Source organism: Streptomyces sp. NBC_01255, from assembly GCF_036226445.1.
Classification (GTDB): domain Bacteria; phylum Actinomycetota; class Actinomycetes; order Streptomycetales; family Streptomycetaceae; genus Streptomyces.
Genome location: NZ_CP108474.1, coordinates 4,565,786 through 4,582,381, shown reverse-complemented (window position 1 = coordinate 4,582,381; position 16,596 = coordinate 4,565,786). Strand labels below are relative to the sequence as shown.

The 16,596-nt window shown below is 70.1% G+C and carries 15 protein-coding genes and 1 tRNA gene; 11 read left to right on the top strand and 5 right to left on the bottom strand.

All coding sequences use genetic code 11. The features are described from left to right. Window positions 1-142: 142 nt before the first annotated feature. The 3 genes from OG357_RS20535 to OG357_RS20525 all read left to right on the top strand — a co-directional run bounded on the left by OG357_RS20535 (window position 143) and on the right by OG357_RS20525 (window position 3,715). A complete protein-coding gene (locus OG357_RS20535; RefSeq protein ID WP_329622535.1) occupies window positions 143-736 on the top strand; it encodes a hypothetical protein in 594 nt (197 codons plus the stop codon). Next, window positions 733-3,342 carry a GH25 family lysozyme gene (locus OG357_RS20530; protein WP_329622534.1) on the top strand — a complete coding sequence of 870 codons (2,610 nt, stop codon included), beginning with the start codon at window positions 733-735 and terminating at the stop codon, window positions 3,340-3,342. The genes OG357_RS20535 and OG357_RS20530 overlap by 4 nt, the downstream gene beginning before the upstream one ends. 130 nt (window positions 3,343-3,472) lie before the next feature. After that, window positions 3,473-3,715 (top strand): hypothetical protein, encoded by a 243-nt coding sequence (locus tag OG357_RS20525; protein WP_329622533.1) that lies wholly within the window; start codon window positions 3,473-3,475, stop codon window positions 3,713-3,715. A gap of 136 nt (window positions 3,716-3,851) precedes the next feature. Here OG357_RS20525 and OG357_RS20520 read toward each other — a convergent pair whose 3' ends face one another. Beyond that, window positions 3,852-4,349, bottom strand: coding sequence for a phosphoribosyltransferase (locus OG357_RS20520; protein ID WP_317596877.1), 498 nt, complete (start codon window positions 4,347-4,349; stop codon window positions 3,852-3,854). A 13-nt stretch (window positions 4,350-4,362) separates the two neighbouring features. Beyond that, window positions 4,363-4,938: a dCTP deaminase gene (gene dcd / locus OG357_RS20515; RefSeq protein WP_329622532.1), complete on the bottom strand. Its 576-nt coding sequence runs from the start codon at window positions 4,936-4,938 to the stop codon at window positions 4,363-4,365. Window positions 4,939-5,342: 404 nt separating this feature from the next. Between dcd and OG357_RS20510 the strand changes: the two genes are divergently transcribed. Continuing rightward, window positions 5,343-5,413, top strand: a tRNA-Gly gene (locus OG357_RS20510). A 64-nt stretch (window positions 5,414-5,477) separates the two neighbouring features. On the opposite strand, the gene OG357_RS20505 is transcribed toward OG357_RS20510, so the two are convergent. Next, complete coding sequence (locus tag OG357_RS20505) at window positions 5,478-6,332, bottom strand: MOSC domain-containing protein (protein ID WP_329622531.1); 855 nt, start codon at window positions 6,330-6,332, stop codon at window positions 5,478-5,480. 166 nt (window positions 6,333-6,498) lie between these two features. On the opposite strand from OG357_RS20505, the gene OG357_RS20500 reads away from it, so the two are divergent. Then, window positions 6,499-9,411: an AfsR/SARP family transcriptional regulator gene (locus OG357_RS20500; RefSeq protein WP_329622530.1), complete on the top strand. Its 2,913-nt coding sequence runs from the start codon at window positions 6,499-6,501 to the stop codon at window positions 9,409-9,411. A 733-nt stretch (window positions 9,412-10,144) separates the two neighbouring features. Here OG357_RS20500 and OG357_RS20495 read toward each other — a convergent pair. Together OG357_RS20495 and OG357_RS20490 are read right to left on the bottom strand one after the other, a co-directional pair. Further along, window positions 10,145-10,549: a type II toxin-antitoxin system PemK/MazF family toxin gene (locus OG357_RS20495; protein ID WP_329622529.1), complete on the bottom strand. Its 405-nt coding sequence runs from the start codon at window positions 10,547-10,549 to the stop codon at window positions 10,145-10,147. 54 nt (window positions 10,550-10,603) lie between these two features. Then, complete coding sequence (locus tag OG357_RS20490; RefSeq protein ID WP_329622528.1) at window positions 10,604-11,587, bottom strand: hypothetical protein; 984 nt, start codon at window positions 11,585-11,587, stop codon at window positions 10,604-10,606. A 287-nt stretch (window positions 11,588-11,874) separates the two neighbouring features. Between OG357_RS20490 and OG357_RS20485 the strand changes: the two genes are divergently transcribed. The 6 genes from OG357_RS20485 to OG357_RS20460 all read left to right on the top strand — a co-directional run bounded on the left by OG357_RS20485 (window position 11,875) and on the right by OG357_RS20460 (window position 16,590). Continuing rightward, the gene (locus OG357_RS20485; RefSeq protein WP_329622527.1) at window positions 11,875-12,633 is read left to right on the top strand and encodes a GbsR/MarR family transcriptional regulator; all 759 of its coding nucleotides are present in this window, start codon (window positions 11,875-11,877) and stop codon (window positions 12,631-12,633) included. 460 nt (window positions 12,634-13,093) lie between these two features. Beyond that, complete coding sequence (locus tag OG357_RS20480) at window positions 13,094-13,552, top strand: WXG100 family type VII secretion target (protein ID WP_329622526.1); 459 nt, start codon at window positions 13,094-13,096, stop codon at window positions 13,550-13,552. Window positions 13,553-13,571: 19 nt separating this feature from the next. Beyond that, window positions 13,572-13,877 carry a WXG100 family type VII secretion target gene (locus OG357_RS20475; RefSeq protein ID WP_329622525.1) on the top strand — a complete coding sequence of 102 codons (306 nt, stop codon included), beginning with the start codon at window positions 13,572-13,574 and terminating at the stop codon, window positions 13,875-13,877. Continuing rightward, window positions 13,877-15,649, top strand: a complete 1,773-nt coding sequence (locus tag OG357_RS20470) for an RNase A-like domain-containing protein (protein WP_329622524.1) — start codon at window positions 13,877-13,879, stop codon at window positions 15,647-15,649. The genes OG357_RS20475 and OG357_RS20470 overlap by 1 nt, the downstream gene beginning before the upstream one ends. A 27-nt stretch (window positions 15,650-15,676) precedes the next feature. Then, window positions 15,677-16,240, top strand: coding sequence for a hypothetical protein (locus OG357_RS20465; protein ID WP_329622523.1), 564 nt, complete (start codon window positions 15,677-15,679; stop codon window positions 16,238-16,240). A gap of 50 nt (window positions 16,241-16,290) precedes the next feature. Next, window positions 16,291-16,590 carry an RNase A-like domain-containing protein gene (locus OG357_RS20460; RefSeq protein WP_329622522.1) on the top strand — a complete coding sequence of 100 codons (300 nt, stop codon included), beginning with the start codon at window positions 16,291-16,293 and terminating at the stop codon, window positions 16,588-16,590. Window positions 16,591-16,596: the final 6 nt, after the last annotated feature.

The window sequence follows — 16,596 nt, the reverse complement described above, 5'->3', positions numbered from 1 at the left end:
CGCCCCGTCGCCGACAACCCAACGAATGCGCGGAACCGGGGCTTCAACTCCGCGTTTTCGTTGGGTTGTCGGCGCACGGCCCGTGGGGTGGTCTTGACCGGTCCGTGGTTCGGCCGGCGGTACAGGGATTCCAGGAGGTCAGGTGCCCGAGTGGGTTGACGGCGAAGGGCGGGGGCGGGGACTGTCCCGGCGGTCCGTCCTGCGGACGGCCGGCGCGCTGCTGCCGGGACTGGTTCTGGGAGTGGGGGTGGGCGCGGTCGGCACGGCCTCGGCGGCGAGCCCGCCCCGGACGTCCGGCGACGCGGACGTCCGGGGGACGTTCTCGTCACCCGGATACGCCTGGCGGGCCACGGGAGCACCGGGGCCCTCCGGTGCCCCGGCCACCGGAGTGCTGTTCACGCTCGCCGCACCGGACGGCAGGCCGCTGTCCGGCCGACGGGTCCGGTTCTCCCTCGGCTCCTTCCACGCGGCCCGTCCCGGTCTCTGGTTCGAGGTGTCCGAGGGCCGGAAGTCCCCGGGCCGGCACGGCTACCTGGACCTCGACACGGACGCGGAAGGAACGGTCGACCTGGCCCCGTGGCTCCGGCACGGAGCCGTACCGACGGCGGCGACGACGGGCGCACGACCGGTGGTACGGGCCCAACTGGTGGGATCCGAGACGATCCTCGCGACGGCCGACTTGTCCGTCCTCACCTCCCCCGCCACCCCCAACGGCCTTCAGCGAGGTGCGAGTTGACGAGAACGGTCGCCGGGGCGGAGCAGTGGGCCCGCCTGCACGTCACCGATGGTGGTGCCGCCGGCTTCGACAACGGCTCCAACTGGTCGGACATGTGCCAGTCGTTGATGTTCCGGGCCTGCGACCTGAGCAGCTCGCGGGGCACGGCGTACGACGCGTGGGAGGCGTCGGGAGAGGGGCATCCGGACTACTCGGCGGCGCCCCGCGGGGCCTTCCACTGGTGGGCCAACGCGGTCCGGCTCACGCCCGGCCACGTGGCCCTGGACCTCGACGGCGGCGGCACGCGCTGTCTGATGGCGACGGGCCACCTGTCGGGCGGGGAGGACTTCGCTCCCGGCGGCTACCGCATCGGGACCCAGTCCGTCGCCCGGTACAACTCCCTCGCCGGCCTCGTCTACCTGGGCTGGACGCTGGACAACGTCGGTGCGCGGATGGCCGATGTCGGCACCCCGGGCCCCGGGGGCTCCACGTACCCGCTGACCGCGGACGACCAGCGCGTGCTGCAGACGCTCGCGCAGCGCGGCGGCTACACCGGCCCCGTCGACGGCGCGATCGGCGTCAACGGCTGGAAGGGCGTGCAGACGGCGGTCCGCGGCTACGACTACACGGGCCCGATCGACGGCGTGCCCGGCGCGGCGACGTACAAGGCGGTCCAGGCCCTGGCCCGGGACGGCGGCTACACCGGGCCGATCGACGGCGTCCTCGGCCCGAACACGATCCTCGGCGTCTCGGGCTGGCTGTCCGCGCACCCGCCGTCCACGCCACCGGCGCCGGGCCCGGCCCCCACCCCCTCACCCACGGACGCGGTGTACGGGATCGACGTCGGCACCAGCCAGGCCGACCTGGACTTCCTGGCCGCGCGCAGCGCCGGCTTCCGGTTCTGCGTCGTGAAGTCGGGCGGCTCGAACGACGGCACCCACCAGCCGTACACCTCGCCGCACTACGTCCGGCAGGTCGACGAGGCCAGGGCCGCCGGGTTCCTGGTCGGCCACTACTGGATGACAGGCTGGGGAGCGGCGGCCACCGACGCCGCGTACTTCCTCGCCCATCTGCGTGACTACCGCCCCGGCGAGCCGCTGATGGTCGACGTCGAGGGCGTCGACCAGAGCCCGGTGTGGACGGACGCCCAGACGGCGGAGTTCATCGGCATCGTGAAGGCCCGTCTGGGCACGACCCCGTTCCTCTACACGTACTCCTCCCTGCTCCAGTCCCGCTCCTGGCCGCAGACGCAGGCGACGGGCGCGAAGCTCTGGATCGCGGACTACGGCGCTCCCGCCGGCAGCCCGCGGATCGGGACGGCGTATCCGGCGTGGGCGATCCACCAGTTCAGCGACACGGGGTCGGTCAAGGGCGTCGCCGTCGACCTGAACCAGGCGAAGCCGGACGCGTTCGGTTCGGCGGTCCTGCCGCCCCCGGGCCCGAACCCGATCCCCGACCCGGCGCCGGACATCCCGCTGGCCGACGGCGTGACGCTCCAGCGGATCGCGCAGCTGGGCGGCTACACGGGCCCGCTGGACGGCGTCCTGGGCCCCCTGTCGTGGAAGGGCATCCAGACCTTCCTCACCCAGCTGGGCCTGTACGGCGGCCCGGTCGACGGAGCCCCCGGCCCGAACACGTACAAGGGACTGCAGACCCTGGCCCAGCGCGGCGGCTACACGGGCCCGGTCGACGGGATCATGGGCCCGAACACGTACGCCGGGCTGCGCGGCTACCTCGCGCAGGCGGGCGGTACGGGGCCGGTGACGATCTCGACGGCGGACGCGAAGACGCTCCAGCAGCTGGCGCAGCGCGGCGGCTACACGGGCCCGGTGGACGGCGTCCTGGGCCCCCTGTCGTGGAAGGGCGTCCAGACGGTCCTGGCGCAGGGCTACTCCACGGGCCCGATCGACGGCACCCCCACCCCGGAGACGTACAAGGGGCTCCAGCGGCTGGCGGCCGACTACGGCTACAGCGGTCCGATCGACGGCGTGCCCGGCCCGAACACGTTCGCGGCCGTCCGCACGTACCTGAGCGTGACGGGCACGGGCCCCGGCCCGATCTCGACGGCCGACGGAACGACCCTGCAGAAGATCGCCAAGGGCGGCGGCTACACCGGCCCGCTGGACGGCGCCATGGGCACCAACTCGTGGAAGGGCGTCCAGACGGTCCTGCGGGGCTACGGCTACACGGGCCCGCTGGACGGGGCGCCCGGCACGGCGACGTACAAGGGACTGCAGACCCTGGCGACGGCGGGCGGCTACACGGGCCCGATCGACGGCGCCATGGGCACCAACTCGTGGAAGGGCGTCCAGACGGTGATGCGCCGCTTCGGCTACACGGGTCCCATCGACGGCGCTCCGGGGACGAACACGTACGCGGCGATGCAGCGGATGGCCGTACTCGGCGGCTACACGGGCCCGGCCGACGGCGTGCTCGGCTCGTACAGCTGGGCCGGCGTCCAGGCGTGCCTGCGCGGCTCGGGCTACTCGGGCCTGATCGACGGAGCACCCGGCACGGCGACGTACGTGGCGCTCCAGCGCCTGGCCCAGACCGGCGGCTACACGGGCCCGCTGGACGGTGTGCCCGGCACGAACACGTACCGGGCACTGAGCAACCTGGTCGCCTGAGCGGCGTTTCCGCACTCGGGGAGCGCTTTTTCGCCACCCCCCGGGAACTCCGTTGACATGCTGCCGTCAGATGAGAGGATCGGCCCGGACTCACCGCATGGAATGGCTTTCGACTCATTCGAGGAGTTTTATGTCCGGCAAGATTTCTCGCTTAGCAATATTCTCGGCCGCACTTGCCGCATTCGGTTTGACGGGAGCCGTGTCGAGCAGCGCTTCCGCCGCTCCCGCCACTGCTACCGCGCAGCACTTCATTGCTCACTACAGCTCCGAGTCGCAATGCAAGGGCGGCGGCGAATACTACGTTCGCCACGGATACTCGTCCTATTACTGCCTGCGCGAATCCGCCGGCTGGGGCCTCTACGTCTGGGACTGACCCCGGCCGCTCACCCTTGAGCGACGCGCGGACGTAAAGAAAAAGCGGACGTAAAGAAAAAGGGGCCCTCGTCGACCGAAGCCGACAGGGCCCCTTCTCCCGTACCGCAATCACACCCTCAAGCGCCGCAGGCGACTCAGGCGTCGAGAACCTGGCCCTCACGCCTCACGACGGGCGGCTCGACCGACCAGGGGAAGTTGATCCACTCGTCGGTCTTCTTCCACACGTACTCGCATTTCACGAGCGAGTGCGACTTCTCGTAGATGACGGCCGAGCGGACCTCGGCGACATGGTCGACGCAGAAGTCGTGGACGAGCTTGAGCGTCTTGCCGGTGTCGGCGACGTCGTCGGTGATGAGCACCTTCTTGTCGCTGAAATCGATCGCGTCGGGCACGGGCGCCAGCATGACCGGCATCTCCAGGGTGGTCCCGACGCCGGTATAGAACTCCACGTTCACGAGGTGGATGTTCTTGCAGTCGAGCGCGTAGGCCAGACCGCCGGCGACGAAGACGCCGCCGCGGGCGATCGAGAGCACGATGTCGGGCTCGTAGCCGTCGTCGGCGATGGTCTGCGCCAGCTCGCGGACGGCGGTGCCGAAGCCCTCGTACGTCAGGTTCTCGCGTACTTCACTCATGCCGGCTACCGCCTCACACCTGGGTCCGATGGAAGTTCATGAACGAGCGGGAGGCCGTCGGCCCCCGCTGCCCCTGGTACCGCGAGCCGTACCGCTCGCTGCCGTACGGGAACTCGGCGGGCGAGCTCAGCTTGAACAGGCACAGCTGGCCGATCTTCATGCCCGGCCACAGCTTGATCGGCAGGGTGGCGAGGTTCGACAGCTCCAGGGTCACGTGCCCGGAGAAACCGGGGTCGATGAACCCGGCGGTCGAGTGCGTGACCAGCCCGAGCCGCCCGAGGGAGCTCTTACCTTCCAGCCGCGACGCGATGTCGTCCGGCAGGGAGATGACCTCGTAGGTCGAGGCGAGCACGAACTCGCCGGGGTGGAGGATGAACGCCTCGTCGCCCTCCGGCTCGACCTCACGCGTCAGGTCGAACTGCTCGACGGCGGGGTCGATGTGGGGGTAGCGGTGGTTCTCGAACACCCGGAAGAAGCGGTCAAGCCTCACGTCGATGCTCGAGGGCTGCACCATGGATTCGTCGTACGGGTCGATGCGCACCCGTCCGGCATCGATCTCGGCCCGGATGTCCTTGTCTGAGAGAAGCACGCCCCCACGATACGCAGAGGGCGCGGACCTGCCCCAATCGGCAGGGCCCCGCGCCCGGCCCCTCGGCTCAGCGCTGCCCGAGCACCACGGGCACCGCGTGCCGCAACCGCGCACACCGGGGACACCGAATGAGCCGCCCGGGCCCGATCCGCCCGGCCCCGAGCTGCTGAAGCGGGAACGAGGCGGTACTGAACACGTGCCCTTCGGCACAGCGGACGATGGTGCGCTCCATGGAACCCATCAAGTCCCTTCCCCTACACATGCGGTGGACGAGACAGCCACATTAGGGGATCAACAGGACACCCTCCAGGCGGCGCTCCGCACACGCGGAGGCGTGAGCTTCGCCTCAAGTGGCGCATGGGGTACAGTGTGCAACGATGCGGCACCGTTCATACGGCCGCTGTGCGGATGTAGTTTAATGGTAGAACATGAGCTTCCCAAGCTTATAGCGCGGGTTCGATTCCCGTCATCCGCTCTTCAAACGAAGCCCCAGGTCAGAGACCTGGGGCTTCGTCGTTGCCCAGACCTGTCCGACCCGGTCACATGATCGTCGCCGCACCATCGGCGCAAAGTTCGGACACACCCCACGAGCTGACTGTCACGCCGTCGCCAACGGACAGTCGGCCGGGCCGGACCACGGCCAGCTTCACGCCGAAGGCGACGCCGCCCTCAGCGGCCCGCCGGTAGGTGGCGAGGGTGCGGATCGGTTCCCGCCCTCTCCGGCACCCGGACTGCTGGTCGACCAAGGTGACGGCACAGCGGATGGCGAGCTTCGCGTACGCCAACTCCACCGAGCCGACGGTGATGCGGCGCGCGAGGTCCTCGGTGTGGGGATCGTCCCATCCGTCGACGACGACATTGGGGCGGAACCGGCTGATCGGCAGCGGTTCCGCGCCGTCGGAGACGAGGCGCTCGTTGAGGGCGGCCATGGACGAGCGGGAGACGACGTGCACCGCGCAGCTGTCGGCGTAGCCCGATGTGCCCGCGACGAGTCCGTCGGTGATCCGGTCGTGCTCGGGCGGCACCCGCACGAGTCGGCTCGGCCCGCCTGTCACCGCGGAAAGCCAGGCTGCTGCCTCGTCGCCCTGATCGATGCCGGTGAACGGAGCTCCGAACAGTTCCACCGGCCGTCGCTCGGACGACGAGTCCACCGGGACGGTGACGGTGCCGGAGCCCGGGGCCTCCAAGGTCAGGCGTGTTCCGTCGGCCGCGATGCTCGGGCGTATCAGGGCCAGCCGGGGATCGCGCCGCTGGCTGCGGAAGACTCCGTTCTCGTCGACGATCATGAATGAGCGATCGTGAGGGAGTCCCGCCGGGGCCATGAAGGCATCCTGCACGGAGAGGCCCGCGCAGCCCTTGACCGGGTAATAGGTGAGTTCCACGACCTTGGCCACAAGGCCTCCTTGTTCCTCTCGGCTTCCGGACTCTTCTCGGCTCCGGTGCACGTCGGTCTCTGGCGCCCGAGTCTGCGGGGCGGCGGCAATGGAACGTCAACGGCCCGGTTTCGGCGCTGGCTATGATCAGCGCGGTGGCGTGCCCGGGGATCACGGAGCGGTGGGGATGAGGTTCGGTCTGCTGGGTCCGCTGACCGTCCATGACGCCGGTGGCAGGCCTCTCGCCGTTCCCACTCCGAAGAGCAGGGCCCTGCTGGCCGCGCTGCTTCTCGAGCCGAACCGCCTCGTCTCACGTGAGCGGCTCGCGGCCGCGCTGTGGGGTGAGAGTCCGCCCGCGACGGCCGCTGCCGCCCTGAGCAACTACGTGAGCCAGTTGCGACGAACCCTGTCGGCCGTCGACGCCGAGCGCCTCGCGTCCGTACCGACCGGCTACCGGCTACTCGTCCACGGCGGCGAGGTGGACACCGAGGAGTTCACCCTGCTGCTCGCTGAGGCGAAGACGGCACAATCCCGGCAGGACTGGGTGTCCGTCAGCCGCCTGACCCGGGCGGCCGAACAGCTGTGGCGCGGTGCTCCGCTCGCTGACGCCCCCGTGTCCGAGACCCTGCGTCCCCAGATCACACACTACGAGCAGGCGCGGGTGCAGGCCCGGGAGTGGCACTTCGCGGCCGAGCTCCGGCTGGGGCGTCACCACGAGATCGTTCCCGAGATCAGCCGGTGGACCGCCCGGTACCCACTGCACGAGGTGTTCTGCGCCCAGCTGATCCTCGCCCTGTTCCGCAGCGGTCGCCAGGCCGAGGCGCTGCTCGCGTTCGAGCGCGTGCGCCATGACCTGGTCGAGGAGCTCGGCACTGATCCGGGCCGCGCACTGCGCGATCTGCATCAGTCACTGCTGGTCGACGACCCGGCACTGCAGTGGACGGGCCCGGCCGTCGCCGCCGAGAACGGCCGGCAGGCCGATGCGGTGCACGCCGCCAGCGGACACCCCGGCGGCGGCGCGTCCGTCGACGCCGACGTGCCCGACGAAGCCGCTGACCCTCGTACCGTCAGGACCTGGCCCGCTCCGTCCCAGCTGCCCGCCGACGTCCCCGATTTCACGGGGCGCGCCGACGAGGTGCGGACCCTGATCGAGCTGCTCACCCCCCGGCCGGACGACCGGGGCCCCCGCATGGCGGTCGTCACCGGGATGAGCGGCGTCGGGAAGACCGCCCTGGCCGTCCACACCGCGCGCATCCTGGGCGACCGCTTTCCGGGCGGCCAGATCTTCACGGACCTGCACGGATTCGGGCTCGGTACCCGCCAGGACCCGCACGACCTGCTCGGGCGCTTCCTGAGCGATCTGTCCGACACTCCGGCCGGTCCCGGCCTGCCGATACCCGGCGACACCGACGGACGCGCGGCGCTGCTCCGTACCCGCCTGACGGACAGGGGCGTGCTGATGGTCCTCGACAACGCCCACGACGTCGAGCAGGTGCTCCCGCTCCTGCCGGGTTCGGCCGGCTGCTCGGTCCTGATCACAAGCAGGAACGCGCTGCCCGACCTGCCCATCGGAGCCCGGGTTCCCCTGGAGCCGCTCGGCGAAGGCGACCAACGGGCGATGCTCTCGGCGTTCTGCGGTGCCGACCGAGTCCTGGCGGAGGCAGGGGACGCTACGCGGATCCTGGCGGCCTGTGCCGGACTGCCCCTGGCCCTGCGGATCGTCGGAGCGAAGGCGAGGGTTCGCCCCTCCTGGCCGCTGCGCGCGATCGCGGAGCAACTGGAAGCCGGCGACGGCCGGCTGCGGGCCCTGTCGGCCGGCAGCCTGTCCGTCCACAGCTCCTTCGCCTCCAGCTATCGGATGCTGCGGGACAGCCGTGACCGCCACGAACGCGACGCGGCGCGTGCCTTCCGGCTGCTCAGCCTGTGGCGCGGCGAGGGGCTGAGCCTCGATGCCTCCGCCGCGCTGCTGGACCTTCCCGCGCGCAGGACCGCCGAGGTGCTCGGACTCCTGGGGGACGTACATCTGCTGCAGAATCCGGAGCCCGGGCGATACCGGTTCCACGACCTGGTCGGAGAGTACGCGGCCGAGCGCAGCGCCGCGGAGGAGTCCGAGCCCGCCCGAAGGACGGCGCTGCTGAGGCTCCTGACCTGGTACACCGTCGCAACCGAGGCGGCCAGTGCGACGATCGCGCCTGGCATGCCCGCCGGCCCGAGGTTCGAGGAGGGCCCGGCGGGCCGGGCGCCGCGCTTCTACGACGCCGCCGGGGCGCTGGCGTGGTTCGTGCAGGAGCTGCCCAACCTGCGGGAAGCCGTCCAGGCGGCCGCGCTGTCCCTGCGTCCGGATCTGGCCTGGCGGCTGGCCCTCAACCTCTTCGGCTACGCCACCACGTACTGGTGGACCGGCGTGTGGGACACCTGCCTGCGGTCGGCGCTGGCCACGGCGAAGGCGCACGACGACCACGAGGGGCAGGCATGGGTCCTGTTCCGCCTCGGGGTGGCGCACCGCATGGCGCACCGGCACGATGCCAGCCTCACCTGCCTGCTGGACTGCCTCCCCCATTTCGAGGCGAGCGGCGATCTCGAGTGCCGGGCGGGTGTCTACTCCAACCTTTCCCGGGCCTACAGCGGGACGCACCGCCCACGGCAAGCCCTCGACCACGCGCGGAAGGCCATCGATCTCTTCAGGCGGTCCGGCAGCGAGCGCAGCGAGGCTCCGCTCCTGAGCGGACTGGCCACGGCCCATCGCGCCGCTGGCGAACTCCGGCAGGCCGAGGCCGTGTACCGCCAGGTGCTGGCCATGTGCCGCGAGCTGGGGTACCTCACCAACATCGCCATCGCCCTGGAAGATCTCGGCGACACCCTGCGCGCACTCGGCCGGCGTGACGAAGCGCTCGACGCCTTGACCGAGGCTCTGGCTCTGCGACGTCAGGTCGGCGACGCCGGCGGCTCGACGGACACCCTGATGGCCGTCGGACGGACCCACGCGCACTTCAGCGAAACCGCTGCTGCTCAGGCGTGCTTCGACAAGGCCGAAGAACTCAGAGGCAAGGACCAGTTGCCCCCGTGGCCGGCCGGAACGAGTGCGGGATCGGAACCGTAGCGCCGAGGGTGATCGATAAACGAACGGACCGTTTGGCTCAATCGCGTCTCAGAGCCGGTCTCCCCCGCGTTGAGGATCGAGGTGGCGCGAGGCGAGAAGCGCGGGGCCGCAGGCAGGACGGTCACGTCCGAGGCCGAGTCGGCGAACGCCGACGGCGCAGTGAATCCCGACGCCGTCAGCGTCGCCAGCGCCAACGCGAGAGCGGCACGGGTGCGGCCGTTTCCACTCAGCCGAGCAGTGCCCGGAGGGCATCCGCAGGGCGCGCGAAGGCTCATTTGAAGGCCCTGGCCCGCTCCTTCTGGGCGCGATCGCGGCGACCCGGTGGGCAGCGGGGAGGCGGGGATCGCCTTCGTCACCTCGTGCCCCAACCGTGCCCTTCAGGACGGACAACAGCGGTCGGCACAGGTGCCCACGAGCCCGCTGAATGAGCGCCGCCTGAGCATGTTCCCGCAGGTCAGAGGCAGGATAGCCCCGCCGGGCGGCGGTGATTCCCAAGCTTATAGCGCGGGTTCGATTCCCGTCATCCGCTCTTCCACGAAGCCCCAGGTCAGCGACCTGGGGCTTCGTTGTTGGCCCGTCGTTTCGAAACCGGTGCGCGTTGGCGCGGCAGGGTCACCGAGAGGCCCACCAGGTCGAGGCGGCGACGGTGTACCCCAGAGACTCGGACAGCGCGGCCTGCCCGCCTTCGAAGCGGTACCGACCCCGCCACCGCGGGCGTCGGTTCCCCTTCCGTCTACCCGAGTCCACCGAGACGGAGGGCGTCACTTATCTCGCTGAGCTTCGCGGTCGCCGCCGGGGTCCGCTCCCTCGCCTGTTCGGCGAGCCGGATGGCCTGCTCGACCTCGCTGAGTTTCGCGGAGGACAGGACGCCCGCCGGCTCGATCAGGTCGCCCTGGGACACGGTGGTCAGCCACGTACACGGGGTGAAGCCCGGACGCGGGAACGCGAACCGCGGCACACCTTCCAAGGGCAGTCCCTCCATGGCACCCACGGCCACTTCGACGCCCAGACCGCTGATGTCGACGCCCGCCGGGGCGACGACCTGCATCATCCGGATCCCGGACGCCGTGTCTCCCGACAGGAGTACGGCCAGCCGCCGCTCGTCGAACTCGACCCACCAGACTTCACCACGTTGCACAGGTCCTCCTGATCCAGGACGGGGGCGCCCTGCGGGTGCGTTCCGCGCCTCGTGTCAGGCATGCTCGACCACCTCCGCGCCCGCGCGCCGGGCCTTCACAATCGTCGTGACGATCGTCCCGGCGGTAAACAGCAGCACCGCGGTGAACGCAGTGAGGGTGGTCGTGTCCGGGTGGAGGAAGGACTGGCCGCGGCCGGCCTGCCAGGTCACCACGGCGACCAGGCCGGTGTAGCCGAGGGCCACCGCGCCCACGAGGCGGGCCTGTGCCTGCTCGCTGCGGAGCCAGGCGTGGCGGGCGGCGAGGGCGGTGAGGACGAAGGCGAGGACGAGGAGCACCTGGATGCCGTGCAGGGCGAAGAAGTGCGGGACGCGGAAGTCGCCGCCGGTGGTGCTCCAGTGGGTCAGCGGCATGCCGCTGCCGTCGGGGTCGCCGATGCCGTGCCCCTGATAAAGGGGGATGGCGTGCCCGTTGGCGTCCGTGACGGTGCGGGGGTTGACCTCGGTGACCATCCAGTAGACCGGGATGAGCATGCCCGCGATCGTAAGGCCGATGCCAGCGCGGATGGCCCGGTTGAGGGCCGGGCTGCCGGTGCGCTGGATCAGGACGACGACGCCGATGACGAGCTGGGCGATCACGATGACCATCACCCCGAAGGTGAGGACCGGCGTCAGCGCCAGGGTGACCGGATCGACCTGGTCCGCATTGAAGTGACTGATGGTGCCACGCGCCGCCTGGACGGTGATGGCGCCGACCTCGGCGACGGTGGTCACCGCGAAGACCGTGCCCAGCCACCGGGCAAGGCGCCGCCCCTTGTCCAGCCGGGCGAGCAGCCACGCGAGGGTGGCGGCGTAGAGGCCGAAGGCGAAACCGAACTTCAGCGGCTTGTACCAGACCGGCTCACCGAGCAGCAGCCGGTCGTCGACCGCGAGGCCGACGCCGCAGACGAGCACGAGAACGGCCATCAGGCCGGAGCAGACCAGCAGGGGGCGGTGCCAGGTGCGCCAGGAAGTGCGCGCGGGGGCGAACGTCGACGTCATCGGAGATCCCATCCCGGGTGGCGAGCAGCGCCTCGTTCCCGGACGCCCGATCGCAACAGCCAGCATTTACGTATCGCCGAACGTAACTTGCATTCACTATTTCGTCAACATCGAAGCACGGTCTAGCGCCCAGCATTGCAAGGAATTATGAAGGGAGATTGCAATGACAATGACGTTGAACGCAAGTCACTTCCGTCCATACTTGCAATGACATGGGGGCGAACGTAAGACTGTCCAGCGATCCCGCCCGCATCGAGCGGGCGGCCGGAGCGGCAGGAGGCGAAGAGATGCCCGGAGGCAGGCTGACTCACGAGGAACGGCGGCTCATCGCCGAGGGACTGGCCGAAGGACTCAAGTACACCGAGATCGCCGTCCGCCTGGACCGGCCCCTGTCCACCGTCACGCGCGAAGTGAGCCGCAATGGCGGTCCCGACGCCTACCGGGCCGACGAGGCGCACCGGACCACCCGGGAGCGGGCCCGCCGGAGCCGCCCGGTGACGCGGGCCGCCGCCGATGCCGCCACCGATGCCGAGGAGCGTGACGCGGACGCGGTGCGCGAACTGGAACACCGGTTCACCGACATCATGATCGGCACCGGCCTGCCCCGCATGACCGCCCGGGTGCTCGCCTGCCTCTACCTCACCGACAGCGGCAGCCTCTCCGCTTCCGAACTCGTCCGGCGCCTCCAGGTCAGCCCCGCCTCCGTCTCCAAGGCCATCGGCCAGCTCGAACAACAGGAGCTCGTGCGCCGCGAACGCGACCCCCGCGGGCGACGCGACCGCTATGTGATCGACGCCGACGCCTGGTTCCGCGGCTGGACGGCCAGCGCCCGCCAGAACTCCGCCCTGGCCGACTTCGCCCGATCCGGCGCCGACACCCTCGGCCTCAACTCGCCAGCCGGTGCTCGGCTGTACGACATCGGCGACTTCTTCGAGCACGTCGGACAGGCCATGCTCCACGCGGCCGAACAATGGCACCGGGAGCGCGAACGCGCCACGCCGCCGCGCGATCTGCCGCCGCACGCCTCGGAGGACCGCGCCGGCTAGGGCGGCGCACCCACTCCCGTCGGTGCCCTACGACGCCGGGCCGTGCCCCATCCGTGCCCTTCAGAGCGGCGAACAGCGGTCGACATGGGTGTCCCCTCGCCCGCCGATGCCGCCACACCAGAAGGCGTTTTCACAGGTCAGATACCAAATGATCTGTCTGGGCGCCGGTGATTCCCATGCTTATGGCGCGGGTTCGATTCCCGTCATCCGCTCTTCTACGAAGCCCCAGGTCAGCGACCTGGGGCTTCGTCGTTGTCCCGAATCGAGGGAGGAATCCACCCCCGCTTCCCGGCTCCGCCGCCTGTCGACTTGACGAGAAAGCCCCCGGAACGGATATGAGAGCGGCAGCACACCGATCCCCCCTCTCCTGACTAAGCCCCAGGTCAGGGCCTCGGGGCTTTATCGTCGCTCCCTCCCCGCGTAACGACCGCCCCCCGATCCACGGGCCTCGCCCTCTACGGTGAACAGCCGCACACGGGAACGCACGCACGAACGGCGCGACGAGCGGGGGCTCATGATGCTGAACGCCGATCTGGACGTCTCGGGGGACGCTCTCACTGGGCTGGCGAACGATCTCGACGAGATGCAGCGCTACCTGGAGCAGCAGACCCGCGTCATGGACGGGGTCGTCGACAGGGTCGCCGCGGGCTGGCAGGGCCCCACCGCCACCGCGTACCGCTCCCTGCACCGCGGTGTCGCCGAGAACGCCGTACGCATCCGGCAGGTGATGGTCCTCCTCGAAGCGGCCATGCGCGCTTCGCGCGACGGCTTCACCGAGCAGGAGCTCGACACCCTGGCCCGGATCCGGCGCATGCAGGACGGCGAGGACGTGTCCGCCGCCGCCCGTGACCTCACCGTGCCCGACCCGGCGTCAGGGCCGAACACCAGCCGGCCGCAGAGCCGCATCCTGGACGTCTGAACCACGGGGGATCAGCACCATGACGGACGAAGACCGGATCACCGTCGACTTCGGCACCCTGCAGCGCCTTTCGGGGGACCTGGAGGAGATCCTCCGCACCCTCAACGAGAAGCTGGACACGCTGTACGGGCGGGCCGCCAAAGTCGTCCTGAGCTGGGACGGCGAGGCCCGTGAGGCCTTCATCGACGAGCTGGACAAGTGGAGCCGCTCCGCCGACGACCTCAAGGCCGCCCAGGCCTGGCTCCACGAGGTCGTGGTGAAGGGGCACCTCACCTACGCCGCGGCCAACAGGTCAGTACTCCAAGGTTGGGGAGGCGGCGCCTGATGGCCGGCCCGTCCATCCCCGCCCAGTCACCGGGCGGCAGCGGCGCCATCGACGTCAAGCCGAGCGATCTCTGGTCGGTCTCCGGCCGGGTCGCCGCCCAACAGGACCTCCTGATGCGCGGCGCCAACAAACTCCTGGAGGAGCTGGGCACGTACCCCGACGCCGGAGGCGCCGGCAGCGAGGCCCAGAGGTTCGCCCAGGCGTACAAGAAGATCGGCGACCGCTGGCTGGAGGTCTGGGGCCGGTCCGTACTCAGCGTCGGCGGCGTCGCGGTCGGGTTCACCGAGACGGCCAACGCCTACACGCAGGCGGACGCGGCGGCCAACCCCAAGCCGGGGAAGACAGCCGAACAGCGGCCCCGGCCCGCGGTCATCGACAAGGACCCGAACTTCGCCTCGATACCCGACATCAAGTGGGGCGACGACGACGGCGGCGACGACATCCTGCGCGGCCTGATGGAGGGCATCCCGGAGATCGTCCGGGACGTACTCCAACCACTGTGCAGGCACGTGTTCCGGATCGGAAGGGTGGCGGACGTCCACCCCTTCCCCCAGCAGCACTACCTCAACTCCCTGTGCCACAGCTGGATGAACGTCTCCATCGTCGCCACGACGGGGGCCGACCAGCTCACCCAGGCCGTCGGCGCCATCACCAACCACCAACAGGCCGACTGGGAAGCCGCCATGCGGACCTTCTGCAGCGCCTTGTGGGGCGCGACGAGCTGGGGACAGCAGCGGCCACCCGGCTACCAGTGGGCGCATACGGCCGGCTCCGGCCCGGGCACACCCAAGGTCCCCACCGGCAGCGAGCCCGTCATGGCCGTACTGAAGGACACGGCCGACACCATCGCCACCCTCCTGCGCGAGTACGCCGAGGCCGCCGTCGACCTGAACCGCGACGTCAAGGACGAGCTCGACCGGGCCATGGCGAAGGCCGCCAAGGAGATCATCGAGGACCTGGCCAAGCCCAAGGACGCCAAGAGCGCCCTCAGCGCCGTCACGAACGTGATCGGCAAGGGTGTGGGTCTGGTCCTGTCCTTCGAGGTCAAGACCGTGCTGAACATCGACACGGCCAAGCTGAACCGGATCGTCAACACGTACACCGGCATCCTGAACGGGCTGACCACCCGCATGGAGGCCCTGAAGGGGCCGCTGGACGAGGCATACATGAGCGCCCCCAAGTTCGAGGCCGGTGTCGCCCGCGCTCACGGCTTCGGCGCCCGGGCTCTGGAGGAGTTCAAGGACTCGCAGGTCTGGCTGAAGGTCGACTCCAAAGGCGCGTACGACCTCAATCTCGCCGCAAACGAGTACATGGCAGGCGGCCACACTCTGGACAGGCACGTCGGCAAGACGGACGAGCAACTCAGGCAGCGCTTGCGCGACCAGCAGTCGAGCGGCCCGACCCCGACCTGGCCGCACGGCATACCGATACCCGGCGGCTCCTCGGCCTTCCCGAACTACCAGCGGGCCCAGGAACTGACCGAGTACAACCTCAACAGGAACAAACCAGCCATCGAGGCGTGGCTCAAGGGCCCGCCCCCGCTGACCGACGGTGATGTCAAGTCGTTCCACGCGACAGCGCCGGACGACCAGACCAGCGGCCGCTTCGTGCGCAAGCAACCGATGGACCCGGAGGACCCGCAGACCGGGTACAGGCAGGGTGGCATGAGCGCCACGGTGTACGACGTGAACGGCATCGACACGCGCCTCAAGTACGACAGCAGCCGCAACCCCCCGTTCACCGTCATGACGTCGATGCCCTCCAGGTCCTAGCCCGCAGCCGAGAAAGGCCAGCACCACATGTCAATCGACCAGGCGTCCTGGGAAGCCGCTGTACGCCACCTGTACGAGGACGCGTACCCGTACGACGCCACGGGCCCGCGCTGCCACGAGGACTGGGTCCTCGACGTCCTCTCGCTGATGGCCCGTGCCGTTCCGGACCCCAGGGACTGGTCAGGGCTCGACGGCGCGGCGCAGGATCCGGAGCGCGACGGGTTCCCCACGTACCCCTTCGCAGCCCACCCCCCGGAGTACGTCGCGGCGCGACTCAAGGAGATCGACCGGGCCAGCGCCGAGAACCTGCTCCTCGCCCTCACCGACGACAGTTGCACCCTGTCCAACCTTTCGCGCTTCACGGAGAGCGAAGAGGAGCTGCGGGCGATGGCGTGCACGATCCTCGCGCGTTACGGGGACGGGGCCCGCTATCACACCAACGTCAGCAGGCCCGGCCACGTGCGCGGCACGCTCGACTTCAGGACGCGGAACTGGGGGTACAGCCCTCTGAGCGTCTACACGGAGGACTACGGCCTGATCGTCGTCTCGGACACCGAGGTGGGCATGTTCTGGAACTTCTCCGACTACTGATCCCGTACGAGCACGCAGCTCCTGAACAGGCGCTTTGAGAGGATGCCCCCGTGCTGACCCGTTCCGCTTCCTACCCCGACAGGGAGACCGCCCACTGGGCCACCCAGCAGGTGGTGACCGCCAACGAGCAGGTCATCCACCGCTGGCTCGCCCAGAAGACCCGGGCCCGCCTCACCATCGAGGCCGCCTGGCCGTCCCGTGAGGAGGCCGTGGGCCGGGTCCAATTGGAAGCCGAACTCCTTGCGGGCCGCGGGCCCGTCGACGTCCGCGCGGCGCGCGTGGTGCTGCGCCGCGAGCCGTCGAGCCCGCACGGCTTCGCCGTCCACACGACCGTCCCGTTCTACCTCTAGAGGTCG